21 protein-coding genes are annotated in these 17,752 nt (G+C 71.5%); 9 read left to right on the forward strand and 12 right to left on the reverse strand.

The genetic code is table 11. From position 1 onward, the window contains the following. Genes D466_RS0102645 through mdcA form a run of 4 tightly spaced genes read right to left on the reverse strand, consistent with a single transcriptional unit; the run spans window position 1 to window position 3,732 of the window. A complete protein-coding gene (locus D466_RS0102645) occupies window positions 1-882 on the reverse strand; it encodes a biotin-independent malonate decarboxylase subunit beta (protein ID WP_018912148.1) in 882 nt (293 codons plus the stop codon). Beyond that, on the reverse strand, window positions 879-1,169 hold the full coding sequence (locus tag D466_RS0102650; protein WP_018912149.1) for a malonate decarboxylase subunit delta: 291 nt from the start codon (window positions 1,167-1,169) through the stop codon (window positions 879-881). The genes D466_RS0102645 and D466_RS0102650 overlap by 4 nt, the downstream gene beginning before the upstream one ends. Window positions 1,170-1,171: 2 nt before the next feature. After that, the gene (locus tag D466_RS0102655) at window positions 1,172-2,065 is read right to left on the reverse strand and encodes a triphosphoribosyl-dephospho-CoA synthase (RefSeq protein WP_018912150.1); all 894 of its coding nucleotides are present in this window, start codon (window positions 2,063-2,065) and stop codon (window positions 1,172-1,174) included. Continuing rightward, window positions 2,065-3,732: a malonate decarboxylase subunit alpha gene (gene mdcA, locus D466_RS0102660; protein ID WP_026284812.1), complete on the reverse strand. Its 1,668-nt coding sequence runs from the start codon at window positions 3,730-3,732 to the stop codon at window positions 2,065-2,067. Before mdcA ends, D466_RS0102655 begins: the two co-directional genes overlap by 1 nt. A 139-nt stretch (window positions 3,733-3,871) precedes the next feature. Between mdcA and D466_RS0102665 the strand changes: the two genes are divergently transcribed. Together D466_RS0102665 and D466_RS23785 are read left to right on the forward strand one after the other, a co-directional pair. After that, window positions 3,872-4,567: a GntR family transcriptional regulator gene (locus D466_RS0102665; RefSeq protein WP_018912152.1), complete on the forward strand. Its 696-nt coding sequence runs from the start codon at window positions 3,872-3,874 to the stop codon at window positions 4,565-4,567. Beyond that, window positions 4,564-4,977, forward strand: a complete 414-nt coding sequence (locus D466_RS23785; protein WP_018912153.1) for a hypothetical protein — start codon at window positions 4,564-4,566, stop codon at window positions 4,975-4,977. Before D466_RS0102665 ends, D466_RS23785 begins: the two co-directional genes overlap by 4 nt. Here D466_RS23785 and D466_RS0102675 read toward each other — a convergent pair. After that, window positions 4,969-5,895, reverse strand: coding sequence for a LysR family transcriptional regulator (locus tag D466_RS0102675; protein WP_018912154.1), 927 nt, complete (start codon window positions 5,893-5,895; stop codon window positions 4,969-4,971). The genes D466_RS23785 and D466_RS0102675 overlap by 9 nt on opposite strands. Before the next feature lie 128 nt (window positions 5,896-6,023). On the opposite strand from D466_RS0102675, the gene D466_RS0102680 reads away from it, so the two are divergent. The 7 genes from D466_RS0102680 to D466_RS20330 are packed head-to-tail and all read left to right on the forward strand — an operon-like array spanning window position 6,024 to window position 11,579. Then, the gene (locus tag D466_RS0102680) at window positions 6,024-6,758 is read left to right on the forward strand and encodes a succinate dehydrogenase/fumarate reductase iron-sulfur subunit (protein ID WP_051083654.1); all 735 of its coding nucleotides are present in this window, start codon (window positions 6,024-6,026) and stop codon (window positions 6,756-6,758) included. Further along, window positions 6,755-7,135 carry a hypothetical protein gene (locus D466_RS0102685; protein WP_018912156.1) on the forward strand — a complete coding sequence of 127 codons (381 nt, stop codon included), beginning with the start codon at window positions 6,755-6,757 and terminating at the stop codon, window positions 7,133-7,135. The genes D466_RS0102680 and D466_RS0102685 overlap by 4 nt, the downstream gene beginning before the upstream one ends. Beyond that, window positions 7,126-7,509, forward strand: coding sequence for a succinate dehydrogenase, cytochrome b556 subunit (sdhC, locus tag D466_RS0102690; RefSeq protein WP_018912157.1), 384 nt, complete (start codon window positions 7,126-7,128; stop codon window positions 7,507-7,509). The genes D466_RS0102685 and sdhC overlap by 10 nt, the downstream gene beginning before the upstream one ends. Window positions 7,510-7,533: 24 nt before the next feature. After that, complete coding sequence (locus D466_RS0102695) at window positions 7,534-8,409, forward strand: fumarate hydratase (protein ID WP_026284814.1); 876 nt, start codon at window positions 7,534-7,536, stop codon at window positions 8,407-8,409. Between the two features lie 5 nt (window positions 8,410-8,414). Then, the gene (locus D466_RS0102700) at window positions 8,415-9,041 is read left to right on the forward strand and encodes a fumarate hydratase C-terminal domain-containing protein (protein WP_018912159.1); all 627 of its coding nucleotides are present in this window, start codon (window positions 8,415-8,417) and stop codon (window positions 9,039-9,041) included. Then, window positions 9,031-10,773: an L-aspartate oxidase gene (locus D466_RS0102705; RefSeq protein ID WP_018912160.1), complete on the forward strand. Its 1,743-nt coding sequence runs from the start codon at window positions 9,031-9,033 to the stop codon at window positions 10,771-10,773. The genes D466_RS0102700 and D466_RS0102705 overlap by 11 nt, the downstream gene beginning before the upstream one ends. After that, window positions 10,770-11,579: an inositol monophosphatase family protein gene (locus tag D466_RS20330; protein WP_018912161.1), complete on the forward strand. Its 810-nt coding sequence runs from the start codon at window positions 10,770-10,772 to the stop codon at window positions 11,577-11,579. Before D466_RS0102705 ends, D466_RS20330 begins: the two co-directional genes overlap by 4 nt. Here the strand turns inward: D466_RS20330 and D466_RS0102715 are convergent. From D466_RS0102715 to D466_RS0102745, 7 genes are all read right to left on the reverse strand, one after another. Next, on the reverse strand, window positions 11,576-12,133 hold the full coding sequence (locus D466_RS0102715) for a hypothetical protein (protein ID WP_018912162.1): 558 nt from the start codon (window positions 12,131-12,133) through the stop codon (window positions 11,576-11,578). The genes D466_RS20330 and D466_RS0102715 overlap by 4 nt on opposite strands. A 59-nt stretch (window positions 12,134-12,192) precedes the next feature. Next, on the reverse strand, window positions 12,193-12,942 hold the full coding sequence (locus D466_RS0102720) for a sulfite exporter TauE/SafE family protein (RefSeq protein ID WP_038165077.1): 750 nt from the start codon (window positions 12,940-12,942) through the stop codon (window positions 12,193-12,195). 16 nt (window positions 12,943-12,958) lie between these two features. After that, entirely contained in the window at window positions 12,959-13,969 is a 1,011-nt protein-coding gene (locus tag D466_RS0102725; RefSeq protein ID WP_018912164.1) for an Ldh family oxidoreductase, read from the reverse strand. 60 nt (window positions 13,970-14,029) lie between these two features. After that, window positions 14,030-14,959 carry a hydroxyacid dehydrogenase gene (locus D466_RS0102730; RefSeq protein WP_018912165.1) on the reverse strand — a complete coding sequence of 310 codons (930 nt, stop codon included), beginning with the start codon at window positions 14,957-14,959 and terminating at the stop codon, window positions 14,030-14,032. Then, on the reverse strand, window positions 14,956-15,834 hold the full coding sequence (locus D466_RS0102735) for an ABC transporter permease (protein ID WP_026284816.1): 879 nt from the start codon (window positions 15,832-15,834) through the stop codon (window positions 14,956-14,958). Before D466_RS0102735 ends, D466_RS0102730 begins: the two co-directional genes overlap by 4 nt. After that, window positions 15,827-16,642, reverse strand: coding sequence for an ATP-binding cassette domain-containing protein (locus D466_RS0102740; protein WP_018912167.1), 816 nt, complete (start codon window positions 16,640-16,642; stop codon window positions 15,827-15,829). The genes D466_RS0102735 and D466_RS0102740 overlap by 8 nt, the downstream gene beginning before the upstream one ends. An 86-nt stretch (window positions 16,643-16,728) precedes the next feature. Continuing rightward, entirely contained in the window at window positions 16,729-17,733 is a 1,005-nt protein-coding gene (locus tag D466_RS0102745) for an ABC transporter substrate-binding protein (protein ID WP_018912168.1), read from the reverse strand. Between the last annotated feature and the right edge of the window lie 19 nt (window positions 17,734-17,752).

The raw sequence follows: 17,752 nt of genomic DNA on the forward strand, positions 1-17,752 counted from the left end.
TCAAGGTTGGTCTCCCTGCGCCGAAAGCGGCGCCTTCCAGGCCGCGCGCAGTTCCCGCGGCCCCAGATCCTCGCAGGCCGCCAGGGCTTCGATACGCGCGCGCCAGGCGGCCACCTGGCTGCTGCGCGCCGGGCCCGGCGCCTGCGACACGAAGGACAGCCATTGCCCGCGCAGTTGCGCAGCATCGTCCTCCACCAGCGCGTCGGCCAGGCCGGTGGCCACGCGCTGCTCGCCGCCGATCAGGCTCCACACCAGGCGGCGGTCGCCGGCGTCGAGTTCCTCCGCGCCGGCTTCCTGCTCGATCACCTCGGGCCCGTTCATGCCCAGCCGGGCCTGGCGCGTGACGATGATGTGCGAGCACAGACCGGCCACCAGCGACATGCCGCCGAAGCAGCCGACCAGGCCGGCGACGATCGCCACCACCGGCACGTGCCGGCGCAAGGCGACCACCGCCGACTGGATCTCGGCGATCACCGCCAGCCCCAGGTTGGCCTCCTGCAGGCGCACCCCTCCGGTCTCCAGCAACAGCACCGGCAGCACGAGGCGTCCAGCCTCGCAGTCGCGCAGCGCCAGCTCCAGCGCCGCGGCGATCTTCGCGCCGCAGACCTCGCCGATGCTGCCTCCCTGGAAACGCCCTTCGAGCGCGGCGACCACCGCCTCGCGCCCGCCCAGGCTTCCCCGCAACACGACGACGCCGTCGTCGGACTGCGGCACGATGCCCTGGCGCGGCAGCCAGGGAGACTGCAGGCCGTCGAAGGGGCCGAGCAGCTCGCGCTGGCCCTGCGGGTCGAGCAGCGCGCGCGCGCGTTCGCGCGCTCCCATCTCGATGAAACTCTGGCGCGCCAGCACCTCGGGCTGGGGCGCGTGGGCTTGGGCGTTCATGGACGCGAGGCCTCCAGGGCTTGTTCCAGACGCAGCGCGACGACTCCCGGCGTGGCGCCGAAGTCGTTGATCCGCAGCGAGGCCGCGACCGGATGACGTTCGAAAAAGCGCTGCAGCACGCGGCGCCAGATCTCGCCGTAGCCGTCGACGCTGGTGCATACGCGTACCCGCGCGCGGTCCGCGGCGGGTTCGAGGAGGATTTCCAGGTCTCCCGAGCCGACCACCCCCACGTGCGCCCTTTGCGCCACGGGGCGCTCGGCCCGGAATTCGAATTCGAGGTTTTCCATGTTCAACCCTGGGTCGATGAAGAGGTGCCCGCGCTCACCGTCTGCAGGAACAGCGCGGCCGCCAGCAGGTCCGCGCTGCCGCCCGGCGAGGCATTGCGCGCCAGCAGTTCGGCGTCCAGGCGCAGCAGTCGCGCATGCCCGGCCTCGCTGGCGGCGCCGCCCAGCTGCAGCGCGTGCCGGGCACCGTGCTGCGCCAGCGCCAGCGCCTCGCGGCCTCCGCGGTGCAGCAGGCAGGTATCGTCGAGTTCGGCCATGATCGCCAGCAGCGCGTCCAGGCGTGCATGCTCGGGGCGCGCGCCCTCGGCCAGGCGCCGGCGCAACATCGGCAAGCCGGCGCCCAGCACCTGCGGGAAACCGGCGCAGGCCTGCCCGCGCGCGCCCGCCACGCCGAAACGCTGCATCGCCCGCGCGCCGTGGCTTGGGGTGCGCGGGGCCTGGGCGGCGTCGTCGTGCGCGGCGATGCGCGCGGCGGTGCGGCACAGATGCGCCGCGGCGGCGCCCGCCCCCAGCAGCGCGCGCGCGCCCAGCAGCAGGCCCAGCGCCCAGATGGCGCCGCGGTGCGCATTGCTGCCCTGCGTGGCCAGCAGCATGCGCTGTTCGGCCACGCGCCCGATGGCGGCCAGGCGCGTGCGCAGCGCGGCGTCGGGTCGCGCCTCGAAGGCCGCCAGCGCCATGTCGGCGAAGGGCCCGCGCAGGGAAGCCGCCGAGCGCAGCATGCGCGCCAGGTCCAGGTCTCGATGCGCCCCGCTGCCGCGCGTGTCGACCAGCGCCGGCTTCGGACTGAGCAGCGCCTCGTCGCGCAAGGCCTGCACCGCGCATTCCGCCAGGAAGGCGGCCTGCGCGCGCGAGCCGGTGCGCGCATCGGTCCGGATCTGCCGCGCCGCGAGCATCGCCATCACCAGCTGCGGAACCGCGCCGGGGGCTCGTACAGCCCACCCGACCAGGCCACCAGGTCCTCGATGCTGCGCGCGGCCAGCATCGAGCGGTTGGCCTGCAGCGGACTCACCCCCAGGTCGGAGGCGAAGGCGACCAGGCCGCGCTGCCGCAGCTGCTCGACCCGCTGCGCGTCGACGCGCTGGCCGATGGGCGTCACGCCGGCCACCGCGGCCAGCGCGTCGCGCCGCTCCTGCTGGCCCTGCGCCTTGTACAGGTAGGCGATGCCCTCCTCGGTGACCACGTGCGTGACGTCGTCGCCGTAGATCATCACGGGCGCGATCGGCATGCCGCTGCGGCGCCCCACTTCCACCGCGTCCAGCGATTCCACCAGCGCCGGCACGCCCCCGCTCTGGAAGGTCTCGAGAAGCTGCACCACCAGCTTGCGCCCGCGCACCACCGGGCTGTCGGCCGTGATCAGCTGCAGCCAGGCCGGCGTGGCGTGGCGCCGGCCCCGCGGGTCGTGCCCCATGTTGGGCGCGCCGCCGAAACCCGTCAGGCGACCCAGCGTGACGGTGGAGGAATTGGCGTCGCCGTCCATCTGCAGCGTGGAGCCGATGAACATGTCCACGCCGTACTGCCCGGCCAGCTGGCACAGCACCCGGTTGGAGCGCAGGCTGCCGTCGCGGCCGACGAAAAAGATGTCCGGGCGCGCCTCGATGTAGCGCTCCATGCCGACCTCGCTGCCGAAGCAGTGCACGCTTTCCACCCAGCCGCTTTCGATGGCCGGAATCAGCGTGGGATGCGGGTTGAGCGCCCAGTTGCGGCAGATCTTGCCCTTCAGGCCCAGGGATTCGCCGTAGGTGGGCAGCAGCAGCTCGATGGCCGCGGTGTCGAAGCCGATGCCATGGTTCAGCGAGCTGACGCCGTAGCGCTCGTAGATGCCCCGGATGGCCATCATGCCCATCAGCACCTGCAGGTCGGTGATGTGCCGCGGGTCGCGCGTGAACAGGGGCTCGATGGCGAAGGGCCGGTCGGCGACCACCACGAAGTCCACCCACGAACCCGGGATGTCCACGCGAGGCAGCTCGTCGCAGAGCTCGTTGACCTGCGCGATGACCACGCCCTGGCGGAAGGCGGTGGCCTCGACGATGGTGGGCGTGTCCTCGGTGTTCGGTCCCGTGTACAGGTTGCCCTGCGCGTCGGCCTTGTCGGCGCACACCAGCGCCACGTCGGGCTGCAGGTCGATGAGCATGCGCGCGTACAGCTCGACGTAGGTGTGGATGGCGCCGACCTCCAGGCGTCCGTCCTCGATGAGCTGGGCCACGCGCAGGCTCTGCGGCCCGGCGAAGGAAAAGTCCAGGCGCCGCGCGATGCCGCGCTCGAACAGGTCCAGGTGCTCGGGGCGGCTGATGCTGGAGATCAGCAGATGCAGGTCGTGCACCCGCGCCGGATCGAGGCGGGCCAGGCTGCGCGACAGGAAGTCGGCCTGCTTCTGGTTGTTGCCCTCCAGGGCCACGCGGTCGCCGGGACGCAGCAGCGCGCCCAGCGCCTGCTCCAGGCTGCGAGTCGGCAGCACGCAGCCCTGCGCCAGCGGCGCCACGGCGGCCAGGCGCTCGGCCTTCGCCGCAGCACGTCGTGCCCACCGCGGGGCCTGGCCGGCAGCTGGGGCAAGGGATTCGCTGGGCATGGTCGGTCCGGCTCCAAAAATACAAAACGTCGATTTCTGTATTTTTCCAGGAAGCTTGTGTATGGGTACTACAGGGTTTTCCTGTACATAACGGCGTAAACAGATGCAAAGCACGGCTCGAACCCCTAGCATCTGGGCCATGGACAAGAATGCTTCCCTGGCCGACCAGCTGCGCGAAAGCATCGAGGAATCGATCGCCACCGGGACCCTGGCTCCCGGTGCGCCGCTGGACGAAGTCGAACTGGCCCGCCAGTACAAGGTCTCGCGCACCCCCGTGCGCGAAGCCCTGCTGCAGCTCGCGGCTACCGGCATGGTCGACATGCGCCACCGGCGCGGCGCCGCGGTGGCCGAGCTCGGCGCGCGGCGTCTGATCGAGATGTTCGAGGTGATGGCCGAACTGGAGGCCATGTGCGGCCGCCACGCCTCGCGGCGCATGAGCGACGAGGAGCGTGTGGCCCTGCTGGCCGCGCATCGCGCCTGCGAGGCCGCGCGCGGCGATGGCGACGCCGACCGCTACTACCACCTCAACGAACATTTCCACCACCTGATCTACGCCGGCAGCCACAGCGAATTCCTGCGCGAGCAGGCGCTGGCGCTGAGCCGCCGGCTGCGGCCCTACCGGCGCCTGCAACTGCGCGTGAAGGGCCGCCTCGGCGCCTCCTATTCCGAGCACCAGGCCGTGGTGGACGCGATCATCGCCGGCGAGGGCGACGTGGCCGCGCAGGCGCTGCGCGCCCACGTGGTCGTGCAGGGCGAACGCTTCGCCGACCTCATGGCCGCGCTGGCCCACTGGCAGGCCAGCCAGCCGGCGCTGACGGAGCCGGCCGGCGCATGAGCGCCGCGCCCGGCGGCCTGGGCCGCGGGCACGCGCTGGGCGCCGCCTTGCTAGGGGCGGCGCTGTGCGCCTGGCCGCCCGCGGTGCCGGCGGCCCCCGGCAGGCCTTCCCCCGCCGCCGTAGGCCCGGCGCCTGCCGCGGCCTCCGCGGAACCCGGCGCGCAACCCCCGCAGAGTTGCGCCAGCGGCCCGCAGCGCGACACCTACGTGAGCCTGCGCGCGGTCAAGCCCTCCGAGCTGGCCGCGCTGGTGGCCGCATGCGAGCGCCTGGGCTACCGGCGCATCGGCGGCGTGGCGCACGCGGTGGTGGCCAACCCCGGCGCGCCCTCGGACCAGTTGTACTTCCAGGTCATGATCGTGCCGGCGGGCGCCGCCAGCGCGCCCTCGCCCGGCGCCTCCAGCTCAGGCTGAACGGGTGCGCCGCGGCGGCACGCTTCGGGCCGCCGCGTCCACGGGCATGAAGGGGTGGCGCTTGATGGCGTCGGTGAACCCCATGCGCGCGTGACTGGCCCGCTCGATCAGGCCGACCCGGCGCTGCACGCTCGCGCCGGGCAGCTCCAGCACGCGCAGCGCACGGTCCGTGCTCCAGCTCACGTTGGCCAGCCGAGGCACGATGGACACGCCGAATCCCTGGCGCACGATCTCGATGATCGCCTCCACCGAGTTGAGTTCCATCTCGTCGCGCGTGCGCGCGCCGCCGCTGCGCAACACCTCGTCCACCAGCAATCCGGTCCAGGTGTGGCGGTCGAAGCGGATGAACGGCGCCTGCTGCAGCGCCGGCAAGGCCTGCGCGGGCAGTTCGAACTGCGGCCGGCGCGGCACGATCAGCACCATCGGCTCGGTGTACAGCTCGGTCCAGCGCAGTCCCGGACGCAGGCCCTGCGGCGGCCGCGTGACCACCGCGGCGTCGAGCTCGCCGCGCTCCACGCGGGCCACGAAATCGCTGGACAGCCCGGCGAAAATCTTCACCTGCAGGCGCGGGTGGTCGCGCTTGACGGCGCGCAGCGCGTCGGCGAAGGCCCCCATCAGCGCCGACACCAGCGCGCCCACCACCACGGTGCCCGAAAGCCGGCCGTCGTCCTCCTGCCCGGCCAGCGCCTCGTAGTCCCGCACGATCTGCTCGACACGTCCGGCCATGGCGCGCCCGGCGGGATTGAGCAGCACCGAGCGGGCGCCGCGCTCGAACAGCACCTGGCCCAGCTCCTGCTCCAGCGCGCGCATGCGCAGGCCCACGGCGGCCGCGGTCAGGCCCACCTCGGCGCCCGCGGCGGCGAAGGAACCCAGGCGTGCGACGGCCAGGAAGGTGCGCAGGCTGCGGATCGAGGACATGGAGAGGCCGGCGGGGGATCTGCACCCATGCTAAAGATTTTCTTGGCCTCGTACAAACAAACATTCGCTTTTGTTTTTCCTCACGTCCCCCCACAATCCTCAGGCACTCCCTTCCGACGCCTTCGCCGATGCCCGCCGCCCCCGTTCCCGAATCTCCCCCGGCCGTCTTGCGCGTGTCTGTCTGGCGCGGCAAGGACCGCGGCGATTTCGTGCGCTACGAAGTACCCCGCCTGCCCAGCCAGACGGTGCTCGACGTGGTCACCCACATCCAGCGCCGCATCGACCCCGACCTGAGCTACCGCTACGCCTGCCGCGTGGGCATGTGCGGCTCCTGCGCCATGCAGGTCAACGGCGTGGCGCGCTGGACCTGCCGCACCCACGTGGCGCGCGTGGCCACGGCCGACGGGGAACTCGAGATCGCGCCCCTGCCCAACCTGCCGGTGATCAAGGACCTGGCCGTGGACATGCGCGAGTTCTTCGACAAATGGGCCGGCGCCATGGGGCGATTCCACGGCAGCCGGACCCGCCACGAGGAATTCGCCCGCGTCGACCCGGCCGGCGCACCGCGCCGCGCAGCCGACGCCGGCATCGAATGCATCGGCTGCGGCGTGTGCTACGGCTCCTGCGACGTGGTCTCGTGGCGCCCCGAATTCCTCGGCCCGGCCGCGCTGAACCGCGCCTGGACCCTGGTCAACGACGAACGCGACGTGCAGCGCCAGGCGCGGCTGGAGGCCGTGTCGGGCAACCGCGGCTGCCACGCCTGCCACACCCAGGGCTCCTGCACCGAGCGCTGCCCCAAGGGCATCGCGCCCACCGCGGCCATCGCCGGGCTCAAACGCCTGAACGCGGGGTTCGGACGATGAGCACGCCCGCCGCCGCCTCCCCCGCGTCCGCCGCGTCCGCCGCGCGCCTGCAACTGCGCCTGTGGCTGCTGCAGCGCGCCAGCGCCGCCTTGCTGGCACCGCTGGTGCTGGCGCACCTGGTGATCATCGTCTACGCCGTGCGCCAGGGGCTGAGCGCCCAGGCGATCCTGGCTCGCCTGCACCACAGCCTGGCTTTCGGCGTCTTCTACGCCCTGTTCGTGCTGGCCTGCGCGGCGCACGTTCCGGTGGGCATGGCCCGCGTCGCCGAGGAATGGCTGGGGTGGAGCGAACGCGCCTCGCTCGTGCTGGGGGCCTTGTTCTCGCTGCTGCTGCTGGCCGGCGGCCTGCGTGCCGTCTGGGGGCTGACATGGGCCTGAGCACGAACGCCCCCGGCCTGCGTCGGCGCAACGACCTGCGCGCCCACCGCCACCCCGCCTGGTGGGCCTTCTGGCTGCACCGGGTATCGGGGCTGCTGCTCGCCGTGTTCCTGCCGCTGCACTTCTGGGCCCTCGGCCAGGCGCTGCGGGGTGCCGCCGGACTGCAGGGCTTCCTGCGCTGGGCCGACCAGCCGCTGGTGCACGTGGCCGAGTGGGGGCTGGTCAGCCTGCTGGCCCTGCACATGACCGGGGGCATCCGGCTGCTGCTGATCGAGTTCGGCGACTGGTCGGGACTGCGCAAGGACTGGATCGCCGTTTCGCTGGGGGTCGCGCTGGCCGCCGGCATGGCCTACGCGCTGGCGCTGCTGGCCTGAGCGCACCGCATGGAACCCAAGGACATGGACCTGCAACCCGAGATCATCGAGGACGTCGCGCGCGAGCTGTACATACGCGCGCTGAAGCTGCTTCCGCCCGACATCAAGCAGGGCTTCGCGCGCCTGGAGTCCACCGAGACCTCGGCGCGCGCGCAGTCGGTGCTGCGCACCATGGTGACCAACATCGAGGTGGCCGAGCGCACCGACAACCTGCTGTGCCAGGACACCGGCGTGCCCATCTACAACCTGCGCATCGGCAGCGGACTGCGCTTCGACGGGCACGCGCTGAAGGCCGCGGTGCGCCGCGGCTGCGAGCGCGCCACGCGCGAGTATCCGCTGCGCTCCTCGGTCGTGCATCCGCTGACCCGGCGCAACGAACACACATCCTGCGGCATCGAGGTGCCGGTGATCCACATCGACTTCATCGACACCCCGGGGGTGCTGGAACTGCAGATGATCCCCAAGGGCAGCGGCTCGGAGAACAACTCCTTCCTGAAAATGGCGATCCCCGCCGAGGGCATCGACGCCATCAAGACCTTCGTCGTCGACTGTGTGATCGCGGCCGGCGGCAAGACCTGCCCGCCCACCATCGTGGGCGTGGGCATCGGCGGCACTTCCGACCTGTGCGTGGCGCTGGCCAAGCGGGCGGCCACGCGCGCGCTGGGCACGCGCTGCGCCGACCCCGACGGCGCGGCGCTGGAGCAGCAGCTGTCGCAGGCCGTCAATGCCCTGGGCGTGGGCCCGCAGGGCCTGGGCGGCGATTCCACCTCCTTCGCCGTGCACATCGAGCTGGCCGCCACCCACATCACGATGAATCCGGTGGCCGTGAACATGCAATGCCACTCGGCCCGCCGCGCCAGCGCGCGCCTGAGCGCGGCCGGCGTGCAATGGGGATACTGAACGCCATGGCCCACCACGACATCGCCACTCCCGCCACCGAAGCCCAGGTGCGCGCGCTGCGCGTGGGCGACACGGTCACGCTGCAGCACACCCTGTTCGGCATCCGCGACGCCACCCAGATCCACATGTTCGACCGCGGGCGCAGCACGCGCTTCGACCTGCGCGGGCACGCGGTGATCCACACCGCCCCCAACGTGCGCAAGGTTGCGGTGGACTCCGAGCACCCGGCGGGCTACGCGCCGGTATGCATCGGCACCACCACCTCGGACCGCATGGAGCGCTTCACGCGGCCGTTGATGCAGCAGTACGGCGTGCGCATGATCGTGGGCAAGGGAGGCCTGCGGGAGGACTCGCTGCGCGCCTTCGGCGAACTCGGCGGTGTCTACCTGGCGATCGTCGGCGGCACGGCGGCGCTGGAGAGCACCTGGATCGAACAGATCGAGGACGTCGACCTCGACGACCTCAACCCCGAGTCGCTGTGGAAATTCCGGATCCGCGATTTCGGCCCGCTGCTGGTGGGCATGGACAGCCACGGCGCCAGCCTGTACGACGACGTGCGCGCCCAGGTGCGCGACCGCCGTGCCGGCGTGCTGGCGGCCCTCGGCGTGGCGGAGGCCGGCCATGCGCGCTGAAGCTCCCGGCTTGCGCCGGCTGGACACCGACATCCTGATCCTCGGCTCGGGCGGCGCCGGCCTGTTCGCGGCGCTGCACGCGCACCAGGCGGCGCCCGGGCTGTCGATCACCGTGGCCGTCAAGGGCCTGCTGGGCAAATGCGGCTGCACCCGCATGGTGCAGGGCGGCTACAACGTGGCGCTGGCCCCCGGCGACTCGGTGGAGCGCCACTTCATGGACACCATCGAGGGCAGCAAGTGGCTGGCGCGCCAGGACCTGGCGTGGACCCTGGTGACCAAGGCGGTCGAGCGCATCCACGAGCTGGAGAACGAGCTCGGCTGCTTTTTCGACCGCAACCCCGACGGCAGCGTGCACCAGAAGGCCTTCGCCGGCCAGACCTTCGACCGCACCGTGCACAAGGGAGACCTGACCGGCATCGAGATCATCAACCGCCTGGCCGAGCAGGTCTGGGCGCGCGGCATCGGCCGCCTGGAGGAGCACCGCGCGGTGGAGCTGATCCCCGCCGCCGACGGCAGCGGCCTCGCCGGGGTGCTGATGATCGACATGCGCAGCGGGGAATTCGTGCTGGTGCGCGCCGGCGCCGTGCTGCTGGCCACCGGCGGCGGCCCCACCATGTACCGCTTCCACACTCCCTCGGGCGACAAGAGCTGCGACGGCCTGGCCATGGCGCTGCGCGCCGGCCTGCACCTGCGCGACATGGAGATGGTGCAGTTCCACCCCACCGGGCTGCTGGCCGGCGAACACACGCGCATGACCGGCACCGTGCTCGAGGAAGGGCTGCGAGGCGCGGGAGGCTGGCTGCTCAACGGCGCGGGTGAGCGCTTCATGCAGGGCTACGACCCGCGCGGCGAACGCGCCACGCGCGACGTGGTGTCGCGCTCGATCTACGCGGAGATGCGCGCCGGACGCACGACGCCGTCGGGCGGCGTGTACATCCAGATGTCCCACCTGGGCCCCGACAAGGTGCGCAGCCAGTTCAAGGGCATGGTCGAGCGCTGCGCCGACTGCGGCTTCGACCTGGCCGGCGGACGGGTGGAGGTGGTTCCGACCGCGCATTACATGATGGGCGGCGTGGAGTTCGAGGCCGATTGCAGCACCGCCATGCACGGCCTGTTCGCGGCCGGCGAGGATACCGGCGGGGTACACGGCGCCAACCGCCTGGGGGGCAACGGAGTGGCCAACTCCACCGTGTTCGGCGGCATCGCCGGCGAGACCATGGCCGCCTGGCTGCAGCGCAACCCGGGGCGGCGCGAACCCGACCTCGACGCCGTGGCACGGGCCGTGGCCGAGCACGAAGCTCCGCTGCACCAGCCGCCGGCCGACCTGGAGTCCATCCGCGAGCAGCTCCACGCCTGCATGTGGGACGACGTGGGCATCCTGCGCGACGCCGCCGGCCTGGCGCGCGCCGAGGCGCGCCTGCGCGAGCTGCAGCAGCGTCTGCTGGCCTCCGGCGTGAGCGCGGCCGACCGCGCCTTCAACCTGAGCTGGCACGACTGGATGAACCTGCGCAACCTGATCCAGGTCAGCCGCGCCATCACGGCGGCGGCGCTGCAGCGCGAGAACTCGCGCGGCGCCCACTTCCGCGAGGACCATCCCGAGGCCGGCGATCTGCTGGCCTCGACCTACACGGTAGTGCGTGAAGTCGACGGCGACCCCGTGGTGCGCCACCAGCCGGTGGAGTTCTCCAAGGTGCGACCCGGCCACAGCCTGCTCGACGAGGCGGCGGCGTGAACGAGGGCGCGACCGCGCTCGCCCTGCCCACCGGCGCCCTGCCCGCCGCGCTGAGCGCCGCGCGCAGCGCCGGCCGGCAACTGCGCGAGGCGCTGGCGCAGCGCGGCAGCTGGCAGGTGCATTCCAAGGGCGCCGGGGACGTGGTCACCGACGTCGACCGCCGCGCCGAGGCCTGCATCCGTGCCGAGTTGCTGCGGGCCTTCCCGCAGCACGCGGTACTCGGCGAGGAGGGCGGGCTGGACGGCGACGCGGCGGCCGAGTACACCTGGATCGTCGACCCCATCGACGGCACGATGAACTTCGCCCACGGCTTGCCGCATTTCTGCGTGTCCATCGCGCTGGCGCGCGCGAATGAGCCCGTCTGCGCGGTGGCCTACGACCCCATGCGCGACGAGATGTTCCACGCCGCGCTGGGCGAAGGCGCCTGGCTGGGAGAGCAGCGGCTGCGGGTGAGCGGCTGCGCGCGCCTCGAGCAGGCGCTGCTCGCCGCGGTGTTCCCCAAGCCCGACTCGAAGTGGCTGGAGCGCTTCCAGCCCACGCTGCTGCGCGCGCTGCGCGAATGCGCCGGGCTGCGCCGCAGCGGCTCGATGGTGCTCGACCTGGCCTGGGTCGCCGCGGGGCGGCTGGACGGTTTCTGGCAATGGGGCATGCAGCCCTGGGACATCGCCGCAGGCAGCCTGCTGGTGCGCGAGGCCGGCGGGCATGTCGCGCCGATCGACCCTGCCGCTTCGCTGTTGCAGGCGCACAGCCTGCTGGCCTGCGCACCGGAGCTGCGCGAAGCCCTCGCGGCGATGTGCGGGCACTAGCCGGGTGTTGACGTAGCAGGAAGTGCCACGCCGGTGCAGCGCCGGACGGAGAACCGGGTGGCCCCGTACGGCCACCGCAACAGCCAGGCCAGTCCGAGCATCGAAAGGACCACGCCCACGGACGAGAGGGTCCTGTCCAGCCAGCCGTCTTCCGCCGGTTCGAGGTCCAGGCCGAAGAGCGCCACGGCGAGCGGCAGCATGACCACGGCCATCAGCACCAGGCTGCGCCAGGTCATGCCCCACCACAGCGCCCAGCCGATACCGGCGGCCAGCGGGTGCGGCTCGGGCCCGCCGTCGCGCTCGACGCACAGTTCCACCGCGCCCTCGGGGGAGCGAAAGGGCTTGTGAAACACCCAGCGCTGAAAAATGAGCACCTGCGCGACCGCCATCAGCGCCATGACTGCGGGTCCCACGAACCGCAACATGGGCCAGCGGGCGGGGGCGAAGGTCAGCGTGAGGCCGAGCAGCACGAAAACCAGCAGCCCCGCCAGCAGGCTGCGCAACGTCAGGCGCCCCCAGGCCTGGAGTGCGACGAGCAAGATCAGCGTATTCATGCGCCATTGTGAGCCGCGCTCGATACCTGGGTGACCCGGGGGGACAAGCGCTTCGAGCGCTACAGATTGCGCAGCAGCAGGCTGGTACCCGCCGCCAGCAGCACCCCCCACACCGCCTGCACCACGCGGTGCGCGGGCAGGCGCCGGTTCAGGTGCGTGCCCAGCCACAGCCCCGCGAGCATGCAGGGAAACAGCAGCAGCGCCCGCGGCAGCACGCTCGGCTGGTGATACAGCCCGGCCGAGGAGAACAGCAGCAGGCGCACCAGCCCGCTGCCGAAGACCAGGGTGCTGATGGTCGCGCGCAAGGCCTGCGGCTGCTCGATGCGCCGCGCCAGGTAGATCACGTACACCGGCCCGCCGGTGCCGAACATGGCCGTGAACAGGCCGCCGGCGAAGGCCAGGGGCATCGCCCAGGCCGCGCGCAGCGGACGCACGGGCGGACGCAGCACCAGGGTCCACAGCGCGTAGGCGAAGATGAAGCCCCCCAGCGCCAGCAGCAGCGTCCTTTGCGGCGCGTACAGCAGCAGGCTCAGCCCCAGCACCATGCCCGCGGCCATGAACGGGGCCATGCGCCCGATTTCGCGCCACTGCACCTGGCTGCGGTTGCGCAGCCCCACCAGGATGCCCCCGGTGAGGTCGAACAGCAGCATCATCGGCACCACCTCGCGCAAGGGCAGGAATTGCGTGAGCAGGGGGACCGCGGTGATGGACGATCCGAATCCGGTGAGCCCGTAGACCGTGTAGGCGAGCAGGATGACCGCGCCGGCGGCGGCCAGCGCGGCATCGGGCGCCGGCCAGGCGATCAGCATCGCCGGCGGGCGCGCGTCATGCGCCGGTCCCGGCGAGTTCGCGCAGCTGGCGCTCCAGCGCATCCGGCACGTTCAGGCCGTCGCGCTGCGCGCGGGCGGCCAGGTCGAAGCGGCGCCGGCCCGGCAGGCGCACGCCCTCGTCCGCGCACATCGCAGCCAGCAGGGTCTCGATGCGCTCGTGGAACACGTCGGCTCCCGCCAGCGCTCCGGGGTCGATGGCCAGGAAGGCCTGGCCGATGCGCGGCCGGTTGCCCTCGTCGACGAAAAAGGAATCGGCCTCGAAACCGAAGGAAGCCCCGGTCAGCGCGCAGCACAGCAGCTCGACGATCAGCGCGAGCATGGCGCCCTTGACGCCTCCCGCCGGCAGCATCGAGCCTTCCAGCCCGGCCTGCGGGTCGGTGGTCGGCCGGCCCTCGCGGTCCACCGCCCAACCCAGCGGAATGCTGCGCCCCTCCTTGGCCGCCACCATCAGCTTGCCGCGCGCCACCTCCGACAGCGACAGGTCGATGACCAGCGGCTGGGCGTCGCGACGCGGAAATACCGCGGCGATGGGATTGGTCCCGAACAGCGCGCGCTTGCCCCCCCAGGCCGGCATGGCTGCGGGCGAATTGCCGAAACCCAGGCCCACCATGCCGGCCTCGGCCAGGGGCATCAGGTGGTGCGCGGCGGCCCCGAAGTGATGGCTGCGGGTCACCGCGGCGAAGGCGCTGCCGCACTCCAGGGCCCGGCGCCGCGCCTCGCCCACCGCCAGCTCGCAGGCGGGGAAGGCCAGCCCGTCGTCGGCGTCGACCAGGCAGGCCGCCGCGCGGGCGTGGATGACCCGTGCCTGCGCGGCCCCGTTGACCCGCCCCAGGCGCAGATGGGCGGCGTACTGGGGCACGCGCGACAGGCCGTGCGAGGCCAGGCCCTGCGCCTCGGCGGCGACCAGCGCCTGCGCGGTCGACTGCGCCATCGCGGCGCCGGCACCGGCGCCGCGCAAGGCGGCCGCGGCGAGTTCGGTGGCTTGGGAAAGACTCAGGACGGACATGGAAGGAAGGCCAGGAAATCGAGGGGAATCGAGGAAAGGCTCGGGCATTTCCGACGCGGCTCAGCCGCGCAGGAAGGCCCCCACCTGTTCGGCAATCAGGCTGCTCACGCGCAGGTTGGACTCGCGCGTGAGCCCGGCGATGTGCGGGGTCAGCAGCAGCCTGGGCACGCCGGCCAGCGCCGAGCCGGCGGGCAGCGGCTCGTGCTCGAACACATCCAGCGCGGCGCCGCCGAGCCGCCCCGCGCGCAGCGCGTCGGCCAGCGCGGCCTCGTCGACCACGCCACCGCGCGCGGTGTTGATCAGCACCGCGCCCTCGCGCATGCGCGCCAGGCGCGGCGCGTCCAGCAGGCCGCGGGTGGACTCGGTCAGGGGTACGTGCAGGCTGAGCACGTCGCATTCCCGCAGCAGCGCATCCAGCTCCCGGCGCTGCACGCCGGTTTCGCGCCACACCGGCGCGTGCGCCGCCACCACGGGGTCGTAGGCCAGCACCTGCATGCCCAGCGCCTGCCCCAGCCGGGCGGTGCGCCGGCCGATGTCGCCGAAGCCGAGCAGCCCCAGGGTCTTGCCGCCGATTTCGCGCCCCTCGGACAAGGCCGGACGCGGCCAGGCCCCGCCGGCCACCTGCGCGCTGCTCGCGTAGGCCCCGCGCAGCAGCAGCATGGCGGTGGCGATCACGTATTCGGCCACGGCCTGCGCGTTGGCCCCCAGCGCCGGGATCACGCGGATGCCGCGCCGCGCGCACAAGTCCATGTCGATGTTGTCCAGGCCCACGCCCAGGCGCCCCACCACCCGCAGCCCGGGCGCATGGTCCAGCAGCTCGGCGCGTACCTGGGTGCGGTTGCGCACGATCAGCGCCTGCGCGCCGGCCAGCGCCTGGCGCAGCGCCGGGGCGTCGTCCACCAGCCCGGGTTCGTAGCGCAGGTCGAACCGGGCCCGCAGGTCCTCTACCGCCTGCGCATCCATGAATTCGCTGATGACGATGCTGCTCACGCCTGCATCCCCCACTTGCGAACGGTGTGGCGCTCGATGGTGTGGAAGATCAGGTTCTCCACGATCAGCCCGATGATGATGATGGTGAGCAGCCCGGCGAATACCTTCGAGATCTCCAGCAGATTCTTGCTTTCGTAGATGTACCAGCCCAGGCCGCCGGAACCCGAGCTGACCCCGAACACCAGCTCGGAGGCGATCAGGGTGCGCCAGGCGAAGGCCCAGCCCACCTTGAGCCCGGTGAGGATGCTGGGGAAGGCCGCGGGAATGAGGATCTTGCCGATGTACGGCAGGCCGCGCAGTCCGTAGTTGCGCCCGACCATGCGCATGGTGTTGGACACCGCCATGAAACCCGACTGGGTGTTCAGCGACACCGCCCACACCACCGAGTGCACCAGCACGAACACCAGGCTGCCGTCGCCCAGCCCGAACCAGATCAGCGCGATGGGCAGCAGCGCGATGGCCGGCAGCGGGTTGAACATGGCCGTCAGGGTCTCCAGCAGGTCGGCGCCCACGCGCGTGGCCACACCGAAGCCGGTGAGCACGGCGGCCAGCGCCACCCCCACGCCGTAGCCCAGCAGCAGCACCTTCAGCGACACCCAGATCTTGCCCAGCAACTCGCCGCTCCACAACCCGCGCACCAGCTCCACCACGGTGGAGGAGAAGGTCGGCAGCAGCAGGTCGTTGTGCAGGGCGCGCGCGCCGATCTCCCAGGCCAGCGCGAGCAGCACGATGATCACGGTCTTGCGCAGCGCCACGCTGTTGAAACAGGTCTCCAGGCGCGACAGGGGCTTTTCCACCACGCCGAACTGGCTGGAATCGGTGGGTTCCCGATGGATCTCGGGACGCTGCAGGTTCATGCTCGTTCCCTCAGCCATGCTGGCCCTCCTGGTGCAGGCTCTCGCCCTCGAACAGCAAGTGGTTGATGCGCGCCTCGAGCGCCTCGGCGGCGGCGCGGTCATGGTGCCCGCGCGGCAGGCCCTCGAGCTCGGCGCGGACCTGGCCCGGATGCGGGGACAGCAGCAGGATGCGGTTGCCCAGCTTGATCGCCTCGGGGATCGAGTGGGTCACGAAAATCACCGTGAATCGCGTGTCGTCCCACAGCTGCAGCAGTTCGTCCTGCATCTTGCGCCGCGTCAGCGCGTCCAGCGCCGCGTAGGGCTCGTCCATCAGCAGCACGTCCGGCTCCATGGCCATGCCGCGCGCGATGGCCACGCGCTGCTTCATGCCTCCGGACAGCATGTGGGGATGGTGGTCGGCGAACTTGGTCAGGCCGACCTTGTCCAGGTAGTACATCGCCTTGGCCGCGGCCTCGGCGCCGCGCACCTTGCCGGAGGACACCAGCGGGAACATCACGTTGCCCTTCACGGTCTTCCAGGGCAGCAGCTGGTCGAATTCCTGGAACACCATCATGCGGTCGCTGCCCGGCTTGCTCACCCGCCGGTCCTTCAGCCGGATCTCGCCCTCGGTGGGGGTGAGGAAGCCGCCGATGGCCTTGAGCAGCGTGGACTTGCCGCAGCCCGAGGGGCCGAGCAGGATGTAGCGGTCGGAGCGGCACACCTGGAAGTCCACCCGGTAGGTGGCGGTGACCAGGTGGTCCGTCGTCTTGTATTGCAGGGTCACGCCGCGCACGTCCACCAGGACCTGCGCGGCAGCTTCGGATTGCGGGACACTCACAGCGTTCATCGTCACCACGCGAGTCGTTGGGACGCCGGCGCTCGCCGGCCCAAGGGCCGCGGCGATCCCTGCCGCGGCCCGCCTGCCAGGACGGCTCAGCTGCCGGCCAGCTTGTCCACGTTGGGGAAGAACAGTTCCTTCCACGACTTCGGCAGCACCTTGATGGTGCCCACCTCGTGCATGAAGCGCACGTACTTCATCACGTGCTGCGGCGTGGTGGTGTAGACCAGTTGCGGATCGTCGAGCATCTTCAGGATGAAGTCGACCGAGTCCTTCTTGTCGTGGGTGTCCTTCAGGTACTGCTCGGCGGCGGCCTTCTTGTCGTGGTTGATCTCCTCGATCGCCTGGTCCAGCGCGGCGACGAAGGCCGCGTACACCTTCGGGTTGTCCTTGTAGAACTTGCTCGTGGTCCACACCAGGTTGAAGCTGGCCGGGCCGCCGAGCACGTCATAGGAGTTCAGCACCGTGTGCACGCCCGGCATCTGCAGTTCCTGGTACTCGAAGGGCGGAGCGCCGAAGTGCGCCGTGATGGCATGCGAGGCCAGCGCGGCCATCGCGTCGGGGTGGCTCATGGTCACGGTCAGCGGGTCCAGCTTGTGCTCCTGGCCGGGGCCGAAGGCCTTTTCCGCCGCCATCTGCAGGGTCACCGCCTGGATCGACACCTTCACCGCCGGCAGCCCGATCCTGTCCTTCGAGGTGAAGTCCTTGATGGTCTTGACGTCGGGGTTGTCGGTGTTCAGGAGCAGCGGCATGGCGTTCAGCGCCGCCACCCCCTTGATGCCGTAGTTTTCCCGCGTGCGCGCCCAGGCGATGACCATCGGCGCCACGCCTCCGGAGGCGAACTGCAGGCTGCCCGAAAGCAGCGCCTCGTTCATGACGTTGCCGCCGGCGAACTTGATCCATTCGACCTTCAGGTCCTTGACCCCGAGGGCGGCGGCCTGTTTCTCGATCAGGTGGTGGTCCTGCATGATCATCAGCGGCAGATAGCTGATGCCGTATTCGCGCGCCACCGCGATCTTGCTCACTTCGGCGTGCGCGGCAGCAGCCGCGCCCAGGCTCAGGCCGGCGCACAGGGCGGCGGCGATCAGGCGATGCTTCATGTTGTCTCCTCATCCGTGA

The sequence above is a fragment of the Thiomonas sp. FB-6 genome (assembly GCF_000377645.1).
Lineage (GTDB): Bacteria > Pseudomonadota > Gammaproteobacteria > Burkholderiales > Burkholderiaceae_C > Thiomonas_A.